This window comes from Kocuria palustris (assembly GCF_016907795.1).
Classification (GTDB): Bacteria; Actinomycetota; Actinomycetes; order Actinomycetales; family Micrococcaceae; genus Kocuria; species Kocuria palustris.
In genome coordinates, this window is sequence record NZ_JAFBCR010000001.1 from 2709440 (window position 1) to 2726526 (window position 17087).

At 71.6% G+C, this 17087-nt stretch carries 19 protein-coding genes; 14 read left to right on the forward strand and 5 right to left on the reverse strand.

Going from position 1 to position 17087, the window contains the following annotated elements:
• Positions 1 to 31 precede the first annotated feature (31 nt).
• The 14 genes from rpsP to JOE55_RS12145 all read left to right on the forward strand — a co-directional run bounded on the left by rpsP (position 32) and on the right by JOE55_RS12145 (position 11354).
• On the forward strand, positions 32 to 469 hold the full coding sequence (gene rpsP / locus JOE55_RS12080; protein WP_204783045.1) for a 30S ribosomal protein S16: 438 nt from the start codon (positions 32 to 34) through the stop codon (positions 467 to 469).
• A 2-nt stretch (positions 470 to 471) separates the two neighbouring features.
• A complete protein-coding gene (locus JOE55_RS12085; protein WP_204783046.1) occupies positions 472 to 714 on the forward strand; it encodes an RNA-binding protein in 243 nt (80 codons plus the stop codon).
• A 155-nt stretch (positions 715 to 869) separates the two neighbouring features.
• Positions 870 to 1541 (forward strand): ribosome maturation factor RimM, encoded by a 672-nt coding sequence (gene rimM, locus JOE55_RS12090; RefSeq protein WP_204783047.1) that lies wholly within the window; start codon positions 870 to 872, stop codon positions 1539 to 1541.
• Positions 1538 to 2320, forward strand: coding sequence for a tRNA (guanosine(37)-N1)-methyltransferase TrmD (gene trmD, locus JOE55_RS12095; protein WP_204783048.1), 783 nt, complete (start codon positions 1538 to 1540; stop codon positions 2318 to 2320). Before rimM ends, trmD begins: the two co-directional genes overlap by 4 nt.
• A gap of 250 nt (positions 2321 to 2570) precedes the next feature.
• Positions 2571 to 2912, forward strand: a complete 342-nt coding sequence (rplS, locus tag JOE55_RS12100) for a 50S ribosomal protein L19 (protein WP_006215087.1) — start codon at positions 2571 to 2573, stop codon at positions 2910 to 2912.
• 60 nt (positions 2913 to 2972) lie between these two features.
• A complete protein-coding gene (gene lepB / locus JOE55_RS12105; RefSeq protein ID WP_204783049.1) occupies positions 2973 to 3671 on the forward strand; it encodes a signal peptidase I in 699 nt (232 codons plus the stop codon).
• 61 nt (positions 3672 to 3732) lie between these two features.
• Complete coding sequence (lepB, locus tag JOE55_RS12110; RefSeq protein ID WP_204783050.1) at positions 3733 to 4434, forward strand: signal peptidase I; 702 nt, start codon at positions 3733 to 3735, stop codon at positions 4432 to 4434.
• A complete protein-coding gene (gene lepB, locus JOE55_RS12115) occupies positions 4434 to 5303 on the forward strand; it encodes a signal peptidase I (RefSeq protein ID WP_204783051.1) in 870 nt (289 codons plus the stop codon). Before lepB (JOE55_RS12110) ends, lepB (JOE55_RS12115) begins: the two co-directional genes overlap by 1 nt.
• Positions 5300 to 5980: a ribonuclease HII gene (locus JOE55_RS12120; protein ID WP_314301479.1), complete on the forward strand. Its 681-nt coding sequence runs from the start codon at positions 5300 to 5302 to the stop codon at positions 5978 to 5980. Before lepB (JOE55_RS12115) ends, JOE55_RS12120 begins: the two co-directional genes overlap by 4 nt.
• Before the next feature lie 90 nt (positions 5981 to 6070).
• On the forward strand, positions 6071 to 6466 hold the full coding sequence (locus tag JOE55_RS12125; RefSeq protein ID WP_024290708.1) for a YraN family protein: 396 nt from the start codon (positions 6071 to 6073) through the stop codon (positions 6464 to 6466).
• A 287-nt stretch (positions 6467 to 6753) separates the two neighbouring features.
• The gene (locus tag JOE55_RS12130; RefSeq protein ID WP_204783052.1) at positions 6754 to 8298 is read left to right on the forward strand and encodes a YifB family Mg chelatase-like AAA ATPase; all 1545 of its coding nucleotides are present in this window, start codon (positions 6754 to 6756) and stop codon (positions 8296 to 8298) included.
• 34 nt (positions 8299 to 8332) lie between these two features.
• Complete coding sequence (gene dprA, locus JOE55_RS12135; RefSeq protein ID WP_204783053.1) at positions 8333 to 9529, forward strand: DNA-processing protein DprA; 1197 nt, start codon at positions 8333 to 8335, stop codon at positions 9527 to 9529.
• 30 nt (positions 9530 to 9559) lie between these two features.
• Positions 9560 to 10537 carry a tyrosine recombinase XerC gene (locus tag JOE55_RS12140; RefSeq protein WP_082330900.1) on the forward strand — a complete coding sequence of 326 codons (978 nt, stop codon included), beginning with the start codon at positions 9560 to 9562 and terminating at the stop codon, positions 10535 to 10537.
• A 313-nt stretch (positions 10538 to 10850) separates the two neighbouring features.
• Positions 10851 to 11354, forward strand: coding sequence for a DUF3145 domain-containing protein (locus JOE55_RS12145; protein WP_053447201.1), 504 nt, complete (start codon positions 10851 to 10853; stop codon positions 11352 to 11354).
• A 294-nt stretch (positions 11355 to 11648) separates the two neighbouring features.
• Here the strand turns inward: JOE55_RS12145 and JOE55_RS12150 are convergent, their stop codons facing one another.
• The 5 genes from JOE55_RS12150 to JOE55_RS12170 form a co-directional block, all read right to left on the reverse strand.
• Entirely contained in the window at positions 11649 to 12908 is a 1260-nt protein-coding gene (locus tag JOE55_RS12150; RefSeq protein WP_024290704.1) for a beta-ketoacyl-[acyl-carrier-protein] synthase family protein, read from the reverse strand.
• A 124-nt stretch (positions 12909 to 13032) separates the two neighbouring features.
• The gene (locus JOE55_RS12155) at positions 13033 to 13278 is read right to left on the reverse strand and encodes an acyl carrier protein (protein ID WP_006215098.1); all 246 of its coding nucleotides are present in this window, start codon (positions 13276 to 13278) and stop codon (positions 13033 to 13035) included.
• A gap of 262 nt (positions 13279 to 13540) precedes the next feature.
• Complete coding sequence (locus JOE55_RS12160; RefSeq protein WP_053447202.1) at positions 13541 to 14608, reverse strand: beta-ketoacyl-ACP synthase III; 1068 nt, start codon at positions 14606 to 14608, stop codon at positions 13541 to 13543.
• Positions 14609 to 14656: 48 nt separating this feature from the next.
• Positions 14657 to 15568, reverse strand: a complete 912-nt coding sequence (locus JOE55_RS12165) for an ACP S-malonyltransferase (protein WP_204783054.1) — start codon at positions 15566 to 15568, stop codon at positions 14657 to 14659.
• A gap of 78 nt (positions 15569 to 15646) precedes the next feature.
• Entirely contained in the window at positions 15647 to 17026 is a 1380-nt protein-coding gene (locus tag JOE55_RS12170; protein WP_024290701.1) for a PucR family transcriptional regulator, read from the reverse strand.
• Between the last annotated feature and the right edge of the window lie 61 nt (positions 17027 to 17087).

Genomic DNA, 17087 nt, shown 5'->3' on the forward strand with positions numbered 1-17087 from the left:
CGTACCTGAATACCAAGGAGAGATTGCACAAGTGGCAGTCAAGATTCGTCTGAAGCGCATGGGCAAGATCCGCGATCCCCGCTACCGCGTGGTCGTCGTGGATTCCCGCAAGAAGCGCGATGGTCGCGTGATCGAGGAGGTCGGCATCTACCAGCCGACCGAGAACCCCTCGATCATCCGCATCACCTCTGAGCGCGTGCAGTACTGGCTCGGCGTCGGCGCTCAGCCGTCGGAGACCGTCCTGGCCCTGCTCAAGGTCACCGGCGACTGGCAGAAGTTCAAGGGCCTGCCGGGCGCCGAGGGCACCCTGCAGCAGCCGGAGTCCAAGGCCGCCTTCGTGGCCGAGGACAAGGGCTCCGTGATCATCCCCGAGGCGATCACCCCCAAGGCCGAGAAGACCGAGGACTCCGCCGAGTCCGAGGATGCTCCGGCTGAGACCGCCGAGGCTGAGGCCGAGAAGGCCGAGTGATCATGCTCGCCGACGCGTTGGAGCACCTGGTCCGCGGCATCGTGGACAACCCCGAGGACGTCGACGTCACCGCCAAGAACGGTCGACGCGGCGAGTCCCTCGAGGTGCGCGTGCATCCGGATGACCTCGGTCGCGTGATCGGGCGCCACGGCCGCACGGCGGATTCGCTGCGCACCGTGATCAGCGCCCTGTCCGAGTCCGAGGGCGTGCGGGTCGACGTGGTCGACACCGACCGCCGACGCTGAGGCGAGAGGGTCCGCACGGATCCGGCACGAGCGATCGTGCACCGAACACGGCCCCCGTGTCCCGCAAGGGCGCGGGGGCCGTCGTCATCCCGCCCCCTCCTCAGCGAGGGGCCACGAACCATCGGCACGGGCATCCCGTGCGCAAGGAGCACTGCGTGAAGGTCCAGGTCGCCCGCATCGGCAAGCCGCACGGCATCCGCGGCGAAGTCACCGTCCAGCTGTTCACCGACGATCCTCAGGGGCGCTGCGCGCCCGGCGCCGTCCTGCAGCTCGAGGCCGCCACCGACCAGGCGGCCCGACTCGCGCCGACCGGGACCCTCGAGATCTCCTCGGCCCGGTGGAACAAGTCGGTCATGGTGCTCGGCTTCACCTCCGTGAAGGACCGCAATGCCGCGGAGCTGCTGCGCGAGTCCCGCCTGTGGGCCGAGTCCGAGGACGACGACCAGGACGACGACGCCTGGTACGAGCACGAGCTGCTCGGACTGGACGTCGTGCTGGCCGCCGAGCTGGAGCGCGCCGAGGCCGAGGGGCGCGAGCCCGCCGCGGTCGGCAGGGTCACCGGGCTGCGGACTCTGCCGGCCCAGGACCTGCTCGAGCTCGAGCTGGCGGACGGGCAGGAGGGCATGGTGCCGTTCGTCGAGCAGATCGTGCTCGAGGTCGACCCCGACGCGGCGCGCGTGGTCATCGACCCGCCGCCCGGTCTGCTGGATCTGGAGGCATCGCAGGGCACCGAGGGCGAGGTCGCCGAACGCGCTGCCGAGACCGGCGAGCCGGCCGATCTCAGCGGTGTCGAGCTTCCCGGGCAGACCCAGGAACAGCGCCCGTGAAGCTCGACGTCATCAGCATCTTCCCGGAGTACCTGGCCGCGCTCGACCTGTCGCTGATCGGCAAGGCCCGGCGCGACGGCCTCCTGGACCTGACGGTCACCGACCTGCGGGAGGTCACCACCGACCGGCACCGCACCGTCGATGACACGCCCTACGGCGGCGGGGCGGGCATGGTCATGCAGCCCGAGCCGTGGGCGCGCGCGCTCGAGGGCGTCCTGGAGTCATCGGACGCGGGCGAGGTCGAGCGGCCGCGTCCCGTGCTGGTCGTGCCGTCTCCGGCGGGGGAGGTCTTCCGACAGCCGACCGCCTACGAGCTGGCCGGACGCGAGCACCTGGTCTTCGCGTGCGGACGCTACGAGGGGATCGACGAGCGCGTGCTCGACTGGGCGCACGAGCGCTTCGAGGTCCGGCCGATGTCCCTGGGCGACTACGTCCTGAACGGGGGAGAGGTCGCCGTGCTGGCCATGGTCGAGGCCATCGCCCGCCTGGTGCCCGGGGTGATCGGCAACCCGGAGTCCCTCGTGGAGGAGTCGCACTCGGACGGGCTGCTCGAGTACCCCGTCTACACCAAGCCCGCCCTGTGGCGGGATCGGCCCATCCCCGAGGTCCTGCTCTCGGGCCATCACGCCAAGATCTCGCGCTGGCGACGGGACGAGCAGCTGCGGCGCACGGCCGCTCGGCGTCCCGACCTTCTCGAGCAGCTGGACCCGGAGACCCTCGACAAGCACGACCGCGCGGTGCTCCAGGAGCTGGGCTGGGAGCCGGGAGCCGCGCAGTGAATCCCCGGGCCGCGCAGCGTGAGTTCGGCGGCCCGCTGTGGCATAATGGTCGCTCGCGTGTGCGCTGGGCACGCCCCTGCCGCAGGGGGAAGAGCGACCTCAACAGCGCACGCACCGCCTGATCCCTCCATGGAGATCGGCGGCAAGCACACGACTCGCGGCACGCGAAGCCCACGGGACATCCGCCAGGGCCAGCGCTGTGCCGAAGACCTCACGCGGGCGACCTGCGGTGTCCGCCAGGAGAAGCACCATGAACATCCTTGATGATCTCGATGCCAAGTCGCTGCGCAGCGACATCCCCGAGTTCTGGCCGGGCGACACCCTGAACGTGCACGTCAACATCATCGAGGGCAATCGCTCTCGTGTGCAGGTGTTCAAGGGCTTCGTCGTGGGCCGTCAGGGCCAGGGCGTCCGCGAGACCTTCACGGTCCGCAAGGTCTCCTTCGGCGTCGGCGTGGAGCGCACCTTCCCGGTGCACTCGCCGGTGATCGACAAGATCGAGGTCCTGACCCGCGGCGACGTCCGCCGGGCCAAGCTGTACTACATGCGCGATCGCCACGGCAAGGCTGCTCGCATCCGCGAGAAGCGTTGATCACCCTCCCCATGGCATGCCGCGCCCCTCGGGGCGGGGCCGTCGCGGGGAGCCGATCGATTGGCTGAGCGCAGCACGCACGAGGACCCGGCTCCGGCCGGGTCCTCGTCGTCTCAGGGTCCCTCCGATCCGCAGCGGACGTCCCTGCTCGAGCGCTGGAGCCGCGGCTGGCGGCTGGTGCTGGTGGCCGTGATCGCCGCGCTCGTCGTGCTGATCGGCGTGCGCACATGGGTGCTCGACATCTACTACGTCGGCTCGCAGTCCATGCAGCCCACGATCGAGCCGGGGGACCGGATCCTCTCCGATCAGATGATCGACGCCTCGCAGCTGCAGCGCGGGGACCTCGTGATCTTCGACGGTCGCGGCTCGTTCGCCCCCGTCGACGCTGACCCGCCCCTGGTGGAGGCGGGTCAGCGACTGGCCAGCTGGGCGGGGATCCGCCCGACCGACGACATCTTCGTCAAGCGCGTGATCGGGGTGCCTGGCGACACCGTGGCCTGCTGCGCTGCCGACGGCCGCCTCACGGTCAACGGGGAGCCGCTCGAGGAGCCCTACCTGTTCCCGGGCGATGCCCCCAGCGAGACCGAGTTCGAGGTCGTCGTGCCGGACGGACGCCTGTGGCTGCTGGGCGATCACCGATCGGTCTCCGTGGATTCCCGGTCACTGCTCGGCGCACCGGGCGGAGGCCTGGTCCGGGCGGATAGAGTGCTCGGTACACCGGTGGCCGTCGTCTGGCCCCCCGGTCGGGACCTCCCCTGATCCATCGACCGACGCGCGGCGAACCGCGCTGCGGCCCCCTGTCCGGAAGGAAGCACTGCCTGTGAGCGATCAGCCAGCGTCGAGCACCCCCGAGAAGACGCAGAAGAGCGGCTCGTCGAGTGGCATGCTCAAGGAGGTCCTGATCACGATCCTGGTGGTCCTGATCATCTCCTTCCTGCTCAAGACGTTCCTGTTCCGGCTCTTCTACATCCCCTCCGGGTCCATGGAGAACACGCTGCAGCTGCAGGACAAGATCGGCGTGAACGTCGCCGAGCCGTGGGCGGGACCGCTCGAGCGCGGGGACATCGCCGTCTTCGAGGACACCCAGGGCTGGCTGCCGGCCGCCGAGACCTCCTCGAACCCCGTGCGCCAGGGCCTCGAGTTCGTGGGGCTGGCGCCCGATCGTTCCAAGCAGTACCTGATCAAGCGCGTCATCGGCACCGAGGGCGACACCGTCACCTGCTGCTCCGCAGATGGCAGGATCACGGTCAACGGGCAGGAGCTGGACGAGCCCTACCTGTACGAGGGCGACGAGCCCTCGGAGATCCCGTTCGAGGTCACCGTCCCGGAGGACAGCTACTTCGTGCTCGGCGATCATCGCTCGGCCTCCGCCGATTCCCGGTACCACATCGAGCAGGGCACCGAGTTCGTCAGCCACGACGACGTGGTGGGCTCGGCCTTCTCGATCCTGTGGCCTATCGATCGGTGGACCTGGTTATCGAACCCCTCCGACACCTTCGCCGACGTCCCCGACCCGTCCTGATGACCGGCTCGCCGTCGTCGCATTCATCGCCTCCCGAGCAGGAGAGGGCGGAGGTCTCGGCGCCCGCCCAGTGGGAGGGCCTGAGGGACGCTCCTGCGGTGCGCTCGGACGGCGTGCCCATGTACCGCAGGCGCACCGGTCGCCGCGTGCGAGGCGCGGATGCGTCGCAGCCCGAGCGCAGCCGCGGCATGCAGTCGGCCCGCGATGTCGCGACTGTGGTGATGGCCGGCCTGCTGATGACGTTCGTGTCCCAGCACGTGCTGGTCAGCGGATATCTGGTCACCGATGAGGCCATGGAGCCGACGCTGCGGCCAGGGGACCGGGTGTTCGCCAACGTGCTGGATCTGACGGTCTCCGGTGCTGATCGCGGTGAGGTCATCGTGTTCCGGCGCCTCGACGGCGACCCGGCGAGCCCCGTGGACCGACGCGAGGCCAATCCCGTGCAGCAGACCCTGTCCTTCTTCGGGCTGTCCCCAGATCGCTCGCTGGACCACGACGTCAAGCGGGTGGTCGGGGTCGGCGGCGACCGGGTCTCCTGCTGCGACGCCCAGGGGCGGATCGTGGTCAACGAGGTCCCGATCGACGAGGCCGAGGCCTACCTGCACCCCGGTGAGATCGCCTCCGACATCGAGTTCGACGTTATCGTCCCGGATGATCAGTACTTCGTGCTGGGCGACTACCGCTCCGTCTCGCACGACTCCCGCGATGTGCTCAACACCGATCAGGGTTTCGTGAGCCACGACCGGGTCGAGGGAACCGCGTTCGTCGTCGGCTGGCCGCTGGATCGCATGGGGCCGCTGCCGGACGGCACCTGGGTCTACGACGAGTCCCGGGCCGCAGCTCTCGGCCCCCAGCCGCCGTGGCGGTGAGCGCGGCCCCCACACTCGAGCTCGAGCGCTCCCTGCTCGAGGCTCTTCCCGCCGGCGCACTGATCGCGGGCATGGACGAGGTGGGTCGCGGGGCGCTGGCCGGTCCGGTGGCCGTCGGCGTGGCGGTCGTCTCCGCTTCGACGCCCGGGGCGCCGAGCGCCGTGCGCGACTCCAAGCTGCTGCGCCCGGCCGTGCGCCAGGAGCTGGTGCCGCAGATCCGCTCGTGGGCCGTCGGCTCGGCGGTGGGCATGGCCTCGCCGTCGGAGATCGACGCGCTGGGGATCGTCGGGGCTCTTCGCCTGGCCGGACGACGGGCGCTGGAGGACCTGGACCCGACGGCGCAGCCGGACCTCGTGCTGCTCGACGGCTCCCATGACTGGCTCAGCGCGCCGAGCGACCTGCTGGCGCTGGCCGCAGACTCGGATGCGGCCGCTGCATGGGACGGTCCGGTGCGCACACAGGTCAAGGGCGATATGACCTGCGCCTCGATCGCCGGTGCCTCCGTGCTGGCCAAGGTGGAGCGGGACGCCCTGATGCAGGCTCTGGATGCCGAGCACCCGGCCTACGGATGGGCGCGCAACAAGGGCTACGGCGCCGCCGCGCACCGAGCGGCCCTGCTCGAGCGCGGGGTCACCGAGCACCACCGGCGCAGCTGGAAGCTCGGTCTTCCGAGCTGAACCTCTTCCACAGCCGCAGGGCGGCTCTGGTCCGCCCGTGCGGGTGTCGTCATCCTGGGCCCCAACGGACGACGACGGACGGGGGAGCTCATGCCGAAGGAGGGCAGCGGATCGAGGCTGCAGCTGGGGGAGCAGGGGGAGCGGCTGGCCGAGGCTTTCCTGGTGCGTCGCGGGGCCCAGGTGCTGGAGCGCAATTGGCGTGCCCGGCCGACGCACCACGGCGTGCGCGGGGAGCTGGACCTGATCGTGCAGTGTGAGGCCGTGCTCGTGGGCGTGGAGGTCAAGACACGGCGCGGCACCTACTACGGCCATCCGTTCGAGGCGGTCGATGAGATCAAGCTGCGGCGGCTGCACCTGCTGCTTGCGGCTTGGGCGGGCGAGCGGGGCTGGACGGCCGCTCGGCGAGTGGATGTGATCGCCGTGCTGCTGCTCGGCGGCCCGGAACACGAGCGGGTCCGGCTGGAGCACCGCGCGGGGCTGCACTGAGCCGCGGCACTCGGGCGCGACCAGCATCTGCGGAGCCCGAGCTGCCGGCGACGAGCCGGGGAGGAGCCTCGCCGCCGCGGCCGGGCACCGGATGCCGGCGACCGGAGGCCGGAGACCCGGCCGGATGCCGGGAGGTGGAACCGCGCGGGCGTCGCGGCTCCACAGGTTGATGCTTTTGCCGCCTCCGGGACGAGCCCTCCTGCATCGGCTCGGTCGAGATCCGACGAGCCGGTCAGTGACCCATCCTGAGGCCACCCGGGAGGTCCGGGGCATCGGAGGGGGTCAGCATGAGCGGTCCGGGCTACGCGCGCAGCCTGTCGGTGGCGCTGATCGGGCTGGAGGGCACGGTCGTGGAGGTCGAGGCGGACATCGGCTCGCAGATCCCGGCGTTCACCATCCTGGGACTGCCGGATGCCTCGGTCCAGGAATCCCGCGACCGCGTGCGCTCGGCCGCCCGGAATGCCGGGATCCCCCTGAGCCCGCGGCGCATCACCGTGAACCTCTCCCCTGCCACGCTGCCCAAGCGCGGCAGCGGCTTCGACCTGGCGATCGCCATGGCCGCGCTGCAGGCCGACGGACAGCTCGCAGCCCCGCCCGGTGTGGTGTATCTGGCGGAGGTCTCCCTGGACGGAGCGCTGCGACCCGTGCGCGGGGTGCTTCCCGCCGTGCTGGCAGCGGTGCGCGCCGGCTATGACCGGATCGTCGTCGCCACGGCCAACGCGGAGGAGGCCGCGCTCGTGACCGGGGCCCAGGTGCGCGCCTATGACTGCCTGGCCGATGCCGCCGCCGAGTTCGGCGCGGATCCGCGGCCGCTTCGCAGGCCAGCCAGCCAGGCCGCCACCTCGGTCGGCGTCGCAGACGAGGAGGAGGCACCGCTTCCCGACCTGTGCGATGTGGCCGGTCAGGCGGAAGCACGCATGGCACTGGAGATCGCAGCGGCCGGATCCCTGCACCTGCTGCTGACCGGACCGCCGGGGGCGGGCAAGTCCATGCTGGCCTCCCGTCTGCCGAGCATCCTGCCGGAGCTGGACGATGAGGCGGCCACCGAGGTGACCGCCGTGCGGTCGCTGGAGACGCTGGTCGGGCCCAGGCGGCGGCTGATCCGCCGCCCGCCGTTCGAGGCTCCGCACCACTCGACCTCGGCCGCAGCACTGCTGGGCGGAGGCTCCGGCATTCCCCGGCCCGGGGCGGTGTCCCGGGCGCATCGCGGGGTGCTGTTCCTGGACGAGGCGCCCGAGTTCGACCGCGGCGTGCTCGACGCCCTGCGCCAGCCCCTGGAGACCGGTGACGTGCGGATCGACCGCTCGAGCGCCAGCGCCACCTATCCCGCGCGCTTCCAGCTCGTCCTGGCGGCCAACCCGTGTCCGTGCGGACGCTCGAGCGGCAAGGGCGAGGACTGCCGGTGCACGCCGGCCCAGCGCCGGGCGTACTTCGGGAAGCTGTCGGGTCCGCTGCTGGACCGGGTGGATCTGCGGCTGCAGGTTCCGGCGCTCAGCTATGCCGAGCTCACGGCCGGGCAGACGGGGGAGTCCAGCGCAGACGTGGCGCGCCGAGTGGCCGCAGCTCGTGCCGTCCAGGCCGAGCGGCTGCGACCTCACGGGCTGCGCACCAATGCGGAGCTCACGTCCTCCCTGCTCAGCGGGCCCCTGCGCAGCGCCGCGTCCGTGATGGCGGGTCTCGAGCGGGAGATGGAGCGCGGTGCGCTGACCGCCCGCGGCATGCACCGGGTGCTGCGCGTGGCCTGGACGCTGGCCGACCTGGAGGCTCGCGACGGCCCCACCGCCGACGACGTCGACACCGCCCTGCACTTCCGCGCCAGCTCTCTGGCGTGAACCGCCCCTCCATGCACCGGATCAGGAGATCGCCATGACCCTCGAGGACCAGCAGCTCATCCGCCGAGCGCGGGCGGGCCTGTCCCGCGTGATCGAGCCGCGGGATGCGATCGGCCATGTGCTGATCAAGGCCCTGGGACCCGTCGTCTCCTGGGCGATCATGTCCAGCGGACGCCGCCTGAGCGCCGAGGAGAGCCTCGCCCTGACTCAGGCGATGCAGCGCGCCCCGGAAGCGGTGGGCGGGAGCATGGCCACGGCAGCGCAGCGCTGGAAGGCACGGGCCTCGGTCGTGGACACGGATGCCGATCGGCGCGCCCTGGAGGACGTCGGCGGGTGGCTGTGCGTTCCCGAGGACGACGACTGGCCGGCGCAGCTCGACCAGCTCGGCCTGCAGTCGCCGGTGGCTCTGTGGGGCCGCGGGCGACGCACCGCGCTGGGCCGATGGCCGCGCGATGCTGTGGCCATCGTCGGCTCCCGCGACGTCACCAGCTACGGGCGCAGCATCACCTTCGATCTGGCGGGGGCCCTGGCCGCGCGCGGTCGCACGATCGTCTCCGGCGGAGCCTATGGGGTGGATGAGGCGGCGCACCGAGCTGCTCTGGCCACAGGGGTCGGTCCCGTCCCCACGGTCGCCGTGATGGCCGGCGGCGTCGACCGGCTGTACCCGCGCGGGAACCAGGAGCTGCTCGAGCGGGTGTGCGCGGAGGGCACGGTGGTCTCCGAGTCGCCACCGGGGACCATGCCGGCGCGCTACCGGTTCCTGGACCGCAATAGGCTGATCGCGGCGCTGTCGGCGGCGACCGTGCTGACGGAGTCGCGATGGCGCTCCGGGGCGCAGAACACCGCGCATCACGCGGACCAGCTCTCCAAACCGGTCGGTGCCGTGCCCGGAAGCATCCACTCGGCCGCCTCGGCCGGGTGCCATCGCCTCATCCGAGAGGGCGCGGCGGTCCTGGTCAGCGACGTCGAGGAGGTCCTGTCCCTGCTGGAACCCCTGGGAGCAGTCGCCGAGTCCGCACCGGCCGAGCAGCTGCAGATCTTCGACGGGCTCAGCCAGCAGGACCGCATGCTCGCCGATGCCCTGCCCGTGCGCAGCGGTGCGAGCATCGACGCCCTGGTCTCCGCCACCGGGCTGCCGGTGCGCCTCCTGCTCGGTGCCCTGCGCCGCCTCGAGCGCGACGGCCTGGCCCTGGAGCGCGACGGCCTGTGGCGCAGGCCGAGGATCCGATAGGCCGGCCTGCACCGTCATAGGATCGGAGGCATGTCCCACGCCGGTCCGCCCCCCGCCGCACCGCACGACTCAGCGGCTGACGACTCCACCGAGGCCGAGTCCCGGCTGCTCGCGCAGTTCGGCGAGCACCTGCGCCTCGAGCGCTCGCGCAGCGAGGCCACCATCACGGCGTACACGGCCGATCTCGAGCTCCTGCTGGCGTGGGCCCGTCGTCGGGAAGCTGCGGTGGAGCAGATCGACCTGAGCGTGCTGCGCGGCTGGCTGGCCGAGCTGCATGCGCGCGGGGCCTCGGCGTCGACGCTGGCTCGTCGCACCTCCGCCCTGCGCACCTTCTTCGGGTGGACCACCGCGACCGGGCGCACGCCTTCAGACCCGACCCTGCGCCTGAAGGCGCCTCGGCGCGGCTCCCACCTGCCCGAGGTCGTGGGCGCCGGCGACCTGCAGGCGATCCTCGACGATCTCGCCGCCCGAGCCCAGGACGCGAAGTCCTCGGAGCGGGACCGGGCGCTGGCCTCCCGCGACCTGGTGATCGTCGAGCTGCTGTGGGCCACCGGCGTCCGCGTCGCGGAACTGTCCGGCCTGGATGTCGATGACCTGGATCGGCAGCGCCGGACCCTGCGAGTGACCGGCAAGGGCGACAAGCAGCGCGTCGTCCCGTACGGCGCGCCGGCCGATGCCGCGCTCGAGCAATGGCTGAGCCGGCGCGCTGAGCTGAGCTCCCCGGCCAGCGGCCCGGCTCTGCTGCTCGGCTCCCGAGGAGGTCGTCTGGGCACCCGGCAGATCCGCGAGATCGTCGATCGGGAGCTCGCGGCCCGCCCGGACGTTGCCGCCCGGGGCCCCCACGCGCTGCGGCACTCAGCGGCCACCCACCTGCTCGACGGCGGCGCCGACCTGCGCAGCGTCCAGGAGCTGCTCGGCCACGAGTCCGTGTCGACCACCCAGATCTACACGCACGTCTCGGTCGACCGGCTGGGGGCCGCCTTCCAGCAGGCTCATCCCCGGGCCTGAGCCCCTCGCGGAGCCGAAGCGCGGTGTCATCGACGTCCTTATGACGTCGGAGTCCGTCGTACACTTCGCCGCCGAGTTGACGGCAGAGTCATCGATCGAGAAGGATGAGACTGCTCCTATGTCTGATGACCTCGAATCCATCAGCACGGTGGGGCGCCGCAGGACAGAGAATTTCATCGCGGGACGATCCCGGAGGCCTCGAATCCTCCCCGATCGGACCGCATCGGCAGACGCGGGCTGAAGGGTCCTTGTCGCTTCTGGAACTCGTGAAGGTCGTTGGGGAAGACGCACCTACACGTCGGAGGGACACGTCATGTCGACCACGATCACGCGGGGAGTGCTTCACATCCACTCCGCCCCGCAGGCGCTGTGCCCTCATATCCAGTGGGCGCTCGAGGCGCTCGCGCGGGGACGCACCGCACTGGACTGGACCGCCCAGGAGGCGGAGCCCGGTACTCTGCGCGCCGAACTCACCTGGGCCGGACCGGCCGGGACCGGCGCGCTGATGGCCTCTGCCCTGCGCACGCTGGGGAAGATCCGCTTCGAAATCACCGAGGAGCCCTCGCCCGGAGCCGACGGATCCCGCTGGTCCTTCACCCCTGACCTGGGCGTCTTCCACGCCACCACCGACGCCGCCGGCAACGTGGTGGTCTGCGAGGACCGCATCCGCTACGCCTTCGAGAACTCCCACGGCAACCCCGCCCTGGTGGTCAACGAGCTCTCGCTGGCTCTGGGCGAGGCCTGGGACGAGGAGCTCGAGCCGTTCCGCCTCGCCGCCGAGGGCGCCCCCGTCCGCTGGCTCCACCGGGTCTCCTGAGACTCCCGGGCCTCGCGGGCCTGTTCTGCGGGACCTGACGCCTGGCCGCTGATCCCTCACCCGGAACGAACAGCCCCTCCGCCTCCCCACTATCGAGTGGCTCCTGCGCGTGAGCAGCCGAATCGAGTGGCGTCGGAATGTGCGTTCGGGGCGTCGGACGCACACTGCCGCACCACTTGAATGAGTGAGCACCGCTGAATCACGCTGCAAGGCCACTCGACGACTGCGGCCCCGCACCTCGAGGTGCGGGGCCGTCGATGCTTTCCGGGCATCGTCCCGGCAGCAGAAGCCGACTCAGACGGAGCGGAAGGCCACCACGGCGTTGTGACCGCCGAAGCCGAACGAGTTGGACAGGGCCGCCGCGTCGCCGGAGCGCAGCTCACGCGGCTCGGTCACGACGTCGAGATCGATCGCGGGATCCTGGTTGTCCAGGTTGATGGTCCGCGGCGCGGTGCGCTCGGTGAGCGCCTTGATCGTGAGGATCGCCTCCACGGCGCCGGAGCCGCCGAGCATGTGCCCGGTCATGGACTTGGTCGCCGAGACGGGGATGCCGTCGATCGCATCGCCCAGCGCCGCCCGCATGGCGGTGGCCTCCGGGAGGTCGCCCTTGGGGGTGGAGGTCGCGTGCGCGTTGACGTGGATGACGTCCTCGGGGGCGATATCCCCCTCGCGCAGCGCCTCTCGCACAGCGCGGGCCGCACCGGCTCCGGTGTCATCGGGGGCCGTGATGTGGTGGGCATCGGCGCTGAGGCCAGCGCCTGCGAGCTCGCAGTAGATGCGGGCGCCGCGGGCCTTGGCGAACTCCTCGGACTCGATGACCACCGCACCGGCGCCCTCGGCCATGACGAAGCCGTCGCGGTCGATGTCGTACGGACGGGAGGCCCGCTCGGGCTCGTCGTTTCGGGTGGACAGAGCCTGCATGGCGCCGAAAGCCGCGAAGTTCACGGGGTGGTTGGCAGACTCGGCGCCGCCGACCACGACGACGTCGGCCTTGCCGGTCTGGATGAGCATGAGCCCCTGGTAGAAGGACTCGGTGCCGGAGGCGCAGGCGGAGACGCTGGTGATGGCGGCGGCGCGGGCCTTCAGAGCCATGCCGATCGTGGCGGAGTTGCCGTTGGGCATGAGCATGGGGACGGTCATGGGCATGACGCGTCGGACACCGCGCTCGCGCATGGTGTCCCAGGCATCGAGCAGGGTCCAGGCGCCGCCGATGCCCGTGCCGAACACGACGGCCAGGCGCTCGGGATCGACCTCATCGGAGAGCTCGGCGTCGGCGCCGGAGAAGCCGGCGTCGGCCCAGGCCTCGCGGGCGGAGATCAGGGACAGCTGCCCCGACGGATCCAGGCGCTTGGCCTCCACGCGGGAGAGCACCTCGGAGGCGGGGGTCGAGACGGAGGCGGCGATGCGCGAGCTCGTGGGGTAGAGCTCGAGCCACTCGGCGTCGATCGCGGAGACACCGGAGACTCCGGCCAGGGCGTTGCGCCACAGCTCGGGGACGGTGCCGCCGATGGGCGTGGTGGCTCCGAGTCCGGTGACTACTGCTTTACGGGTCATGTGCGCTGCTGCTTCCTGATCTCAGGGGTGGAGGGGCCGGGAGTCCGCGGCCGGCGCGCCGCCTGCGCCGTGCCGTGGCACGACGGGGCGGCGGCGCGCTCGGCCTGCGGTTCCGGTGGGCCGATCAGCCCTGGGCGTTGTCGATGAAGTCGACGGCGTCCTGAACGGTCTTGAGGTTCTTGACCTCCTCGTCCGGGATGGTCACCTCGAACTTCTCCTCGCAGTTCACGACGATGGTCATCATCGAGATGGAGTCGATGTCCAGGTCCTCGGTGAAGTTCTTGTCGAGCTGGACGGCCTCGGTCTCCAGGCCGGTCTCCTCGTTCACGATCTCGGCCAGACCTGCCAGGATCTCTTCCTTGCTCGCCATGCTGTCTTCCTTTCGTCTGGCCCTCGAGAGGGCCGTTCCCAATCGCGTCGGTCGGCGGTCGCCGACCGGTGATCTCCGGCTCGCGGTGCGAACCCGGCGATCTACGTTGTCACTGCGGTCTCAACTCTACGGGCGGGCTGGCCGCTGAGCGTGGAGCCCGATCCTCGAACGAACTGCCTCATCGGGAGGAGGTCGTCGGCCGCTTGCGGATCGGAAGGCGGGGGAGCCGCTGGCTGCAGGCACGAGGCCTGCAGCGGAGGGCTCAGGGCAGGATCACCACCTGGGCGGCGAACACGAGTCCGGCGCCGAATCCGACCTGCAGGGCGGGCTTGCCGGACAGCTCCGGGTGCTCCTTGAGCAGGCGGTGGGCGGCCAGCGGCACGGAGGCCGCCGACGTGTTGCCGGCATCGGCGATGTCGCGGGCGATGACGACCGACTCGGGCAGCTTCAGCACCTTGGCCATCTGGTCGATGATCCGCATGTTGGCCTGGTGCGGGATGAAGGCGCCCAGATCCTCGGGTCCGATCCCGGCAGCTTCGAGCGCCTGGGTGACCCGCTTGGCGACCTCGAAGGAGGCCCAGCGGAACACGGTCTGCCCGTCCTGGCGCAGGGTCGGCGACAGCGGGGCGTCGGCCGGCATCTCGCCGGTCTCCTTGTCCGCCAGATCGGCGCGGAAGGGCCGCGGCTGCCCCTGATCGATCAGGCGCAGATCCGTCAGCGGGTGCGTCATGCGGATGGCCTCGGCCTTGGAGCCGTCCGAGCCCCACACGGTGGGGGCGATCCCGGGCGTCTGCGAGGGGCCCACGACGGCCGCGCCGGCGCCGTCGCCGAGCAGGAAGCTGATCGAGCGCTCGCCGTTGTCGATGACGTCGGAGAGCTTCTCCACGCCCACGACCAGCACGTGCTCGGACATGCCCGAGCGGATCAGGGCGTCGGCCTGGGCGATGCCGTAGCAGTATCCGGCGCAGGCCGCCGAGACGTCGAACGCCGCAGCGGGCGTGGCGCCCAGCTGATCGGCGAGCACGGCGGCCATGGACGGGGTCTGGTACGGATGCGAGATCGAGGCGACGATCACCGCGGAGAGGTGCGAGCCCTGGATCCCGGCCGCCTCGAGCGCCTCGCGCGAGGCCTCCAGGGCCATGTCCAGCGCGCTGGTGGACTCATCGGCGCGGTGGCGGGTGACGATGCCGGTGCGCTGTCGGATCCACTCGTCCGAGGACTCGATCCACTGGCAGATGTCGTCGTTCGTGACGGTGACATCCGGTCGGGAGGCGCCCAGGCCCAGGATGCGGGAATGGGCGGTCGGGGTGTACTGGTTCAGCGTCACCATGCGGGCGTCTCCTGGAAGTAGTGGGTGGACCGATGCGCGGCCGCAGGCTCAGGACAGCGCACTGCGCGCGTCCTCGAGGGCCTCGGCCGAGGTCACGGCCACGGCCGGCACGCCGCGCATGGCGCGCTTGGCCAGTCCGACGAGCGTACCCGCGGGCGGCAGCTCGATGAGCTGGGTGACCTCGCGGCGCTTCATCTCCTCCATGCACAGGTCCCAGCGCACGGGGCGGCAGACCTGCTCGATGAGGGACTCCAGGTTCGCCTGCCCGGAGGCGACGGCCCGGCCGTCGCGGTTGGAGAGCAGGTCCGAGGCGGGGTCCTGCGGAGACAGCGACCCGGCGAGCTCGCGCAGCGGCTCCAGGGCAGGAGCCATGTAGTCGGTGTGGAAGGCGCCGGCGACCTTCAGCGGGACCACGCGCGAGCGCTCCGGCGGGTTCGCGGCGAAGGCCTCGAGGGCCTCGAGCGAGCCGGCGGCGACGATCTGCCCGGAGCCGTTGGCATTGGCCGGGGTCAGTCCGGCGGCCTCGATGGCCCCGCGGATGACGTCCTCCTGCGGGGAGAGGACCGCGGACATGCCGGTGGGCGTGGCGGCGGCGGCCTGGGCCATGGCGGTGGCTCGGGTGCGCACGAAGCTCATGGCGTCGTCCTCGCTCAACGCGCCGGCCAGGGCGGAGGCGGTGATCTCGCCGACAGAGTGGCCGGCGAACAGGAGGTCGTCGCGGCCGTCGAGCTCGCTGCGCAGCAGGCGCGCGGCCACCAGCCCGGCCGCCACGATCAGCGGCTGGGCGACCGCAGTGTCCTTGATGGTCTCGGCATCGGCCTCGGTCCCGTAGTGGATGAGGTCGAGGTCGGCACCGCGGGAGAGCCGCTCGAGGTGCTCCCGCACGCCGGGCAACGGCAGCCACTCGGCGAGCATTCCTGGCTTCTGGGCGCCCTGTCCTGGGCAGAGGATCGCAATCACCCGTGAATTCCACCAGATCGGGGAACGCGCAGCGACCTGCGGCTCGCACGAAGGCCCCGTCGGAGCTTTGTCGACTCCCTACAAGGCCTGCGACGGCGCCTCGCCCGGGCTCCGGCGCGCCGGTCGGGACGGTTGTGCGGGGCCTCCAGCTGCGCCGGGGCCGCTGCGCGCGGCGGAGCTGGAGGCGAGCCGGCCGGCCACCAGCGCGCAGTGCAGCACGAACGCGTCGCGGGGCACGAGCGGATCCCAGCCGGTGAGGTCAGTGATCCGCCGCAGGCGGTAGCGCACGGTGTTGGCGTGGACGTAGAGCTCGCGCGAGGTGGCCTCGAGGGAGTGGCCCACGGAGATGTAGGTCGACAGGGTCTCCTCGAGCCCGGTGGTCGAGGCCGCCAGCGGCGCGTGGATCTGCTCCACGATCGCCGCGCGGGCCAGCAGGTCCCCGGTCATCAGGCGCTCTGGCCACAGCTCCTCGGAGTGCACCGGGCGCGGGGCGGCGGGCCAGGCATGGGCTGCCTCGAGCCCGGCGGAAGCCGGCTCGGAGGAGGCGACCACCGAGAACAGCGAGTCGGCCTCCGGCCCGTAGACGACCGGGCCGGGGCCGAACAGGGCGGCGAGCCGGGCCAGGGCGCGGTCGGTGCGCTGCATGTCCGCGAGCATCAGCAGGAGGCGATCGCCCTGGATGGACACGAGCGCATCCGAGGCGTGCCGGGTGGCCACGCGTCGGATGCGGGCCACCACGGCCGGGCTGGTCTGCTCTGGGCTGCTGCCGACCACAGCCGTGACCGGGCCCTTGGAGTCCCAGCCCAGGGCGGCCACGCGGGAGCGCAGGGTCTCGCTGCGCTCGCCGCTGAGCAGGCCGTCGACGACGACGGACTCCATGCGGGCATCCCAGGAGCCGCGGTTCTCGGCGGCACGGGCGTAGATGTCGGCGGCGGCGAAGGCGATGTCGCGGGAGAAGCGCAGGACGCCGTCGCGCAGGACGGCGGCGTCGCTTCCCGTGGCCAGCTCGGGGACCCGGTCCTCGACGACGTCGACCACTACGCGCAGCACCTGCAGGGCCTGGTGCAGGGAGATCGCGGTGGTGAGATCCGTGGGCGCTTCGCGGAACATCGTGAGGAGGAACTTCTCGTCCTCCGGATCCTCGCACCAGGTCACGAAGCCGGCGATGCCGCGCTGGGCCATCAGCCCGAGCTCGGAGCGGTCCTTGGGCTGCAGCTCGGCGAACCAGGGCAGGTCCTCGCCCAGCCGGTCGATCGCCACATCCGACAGCGGCGCCACGTTGGCGCGGACCCGGTCGAGGGTCTTGCGTCCCGGCATGGGCTCAGCGCGCCACGCGCTGCGTCGGGACGAGCGCGCAGACCTGCCGCCGGTCGACTTGGCGCCGCGGATCCACCGGCTCCCGCCGAGCAGCGCGCCGCCGGAGCGGGAATCGGAGTCCGTCGAGGTGTCCTTCGCCATGACGGCCAGGATACGACAGGAGGCCCGGGGCGAGCGCCCCGGGCCTCCTGCCGACTGCCGT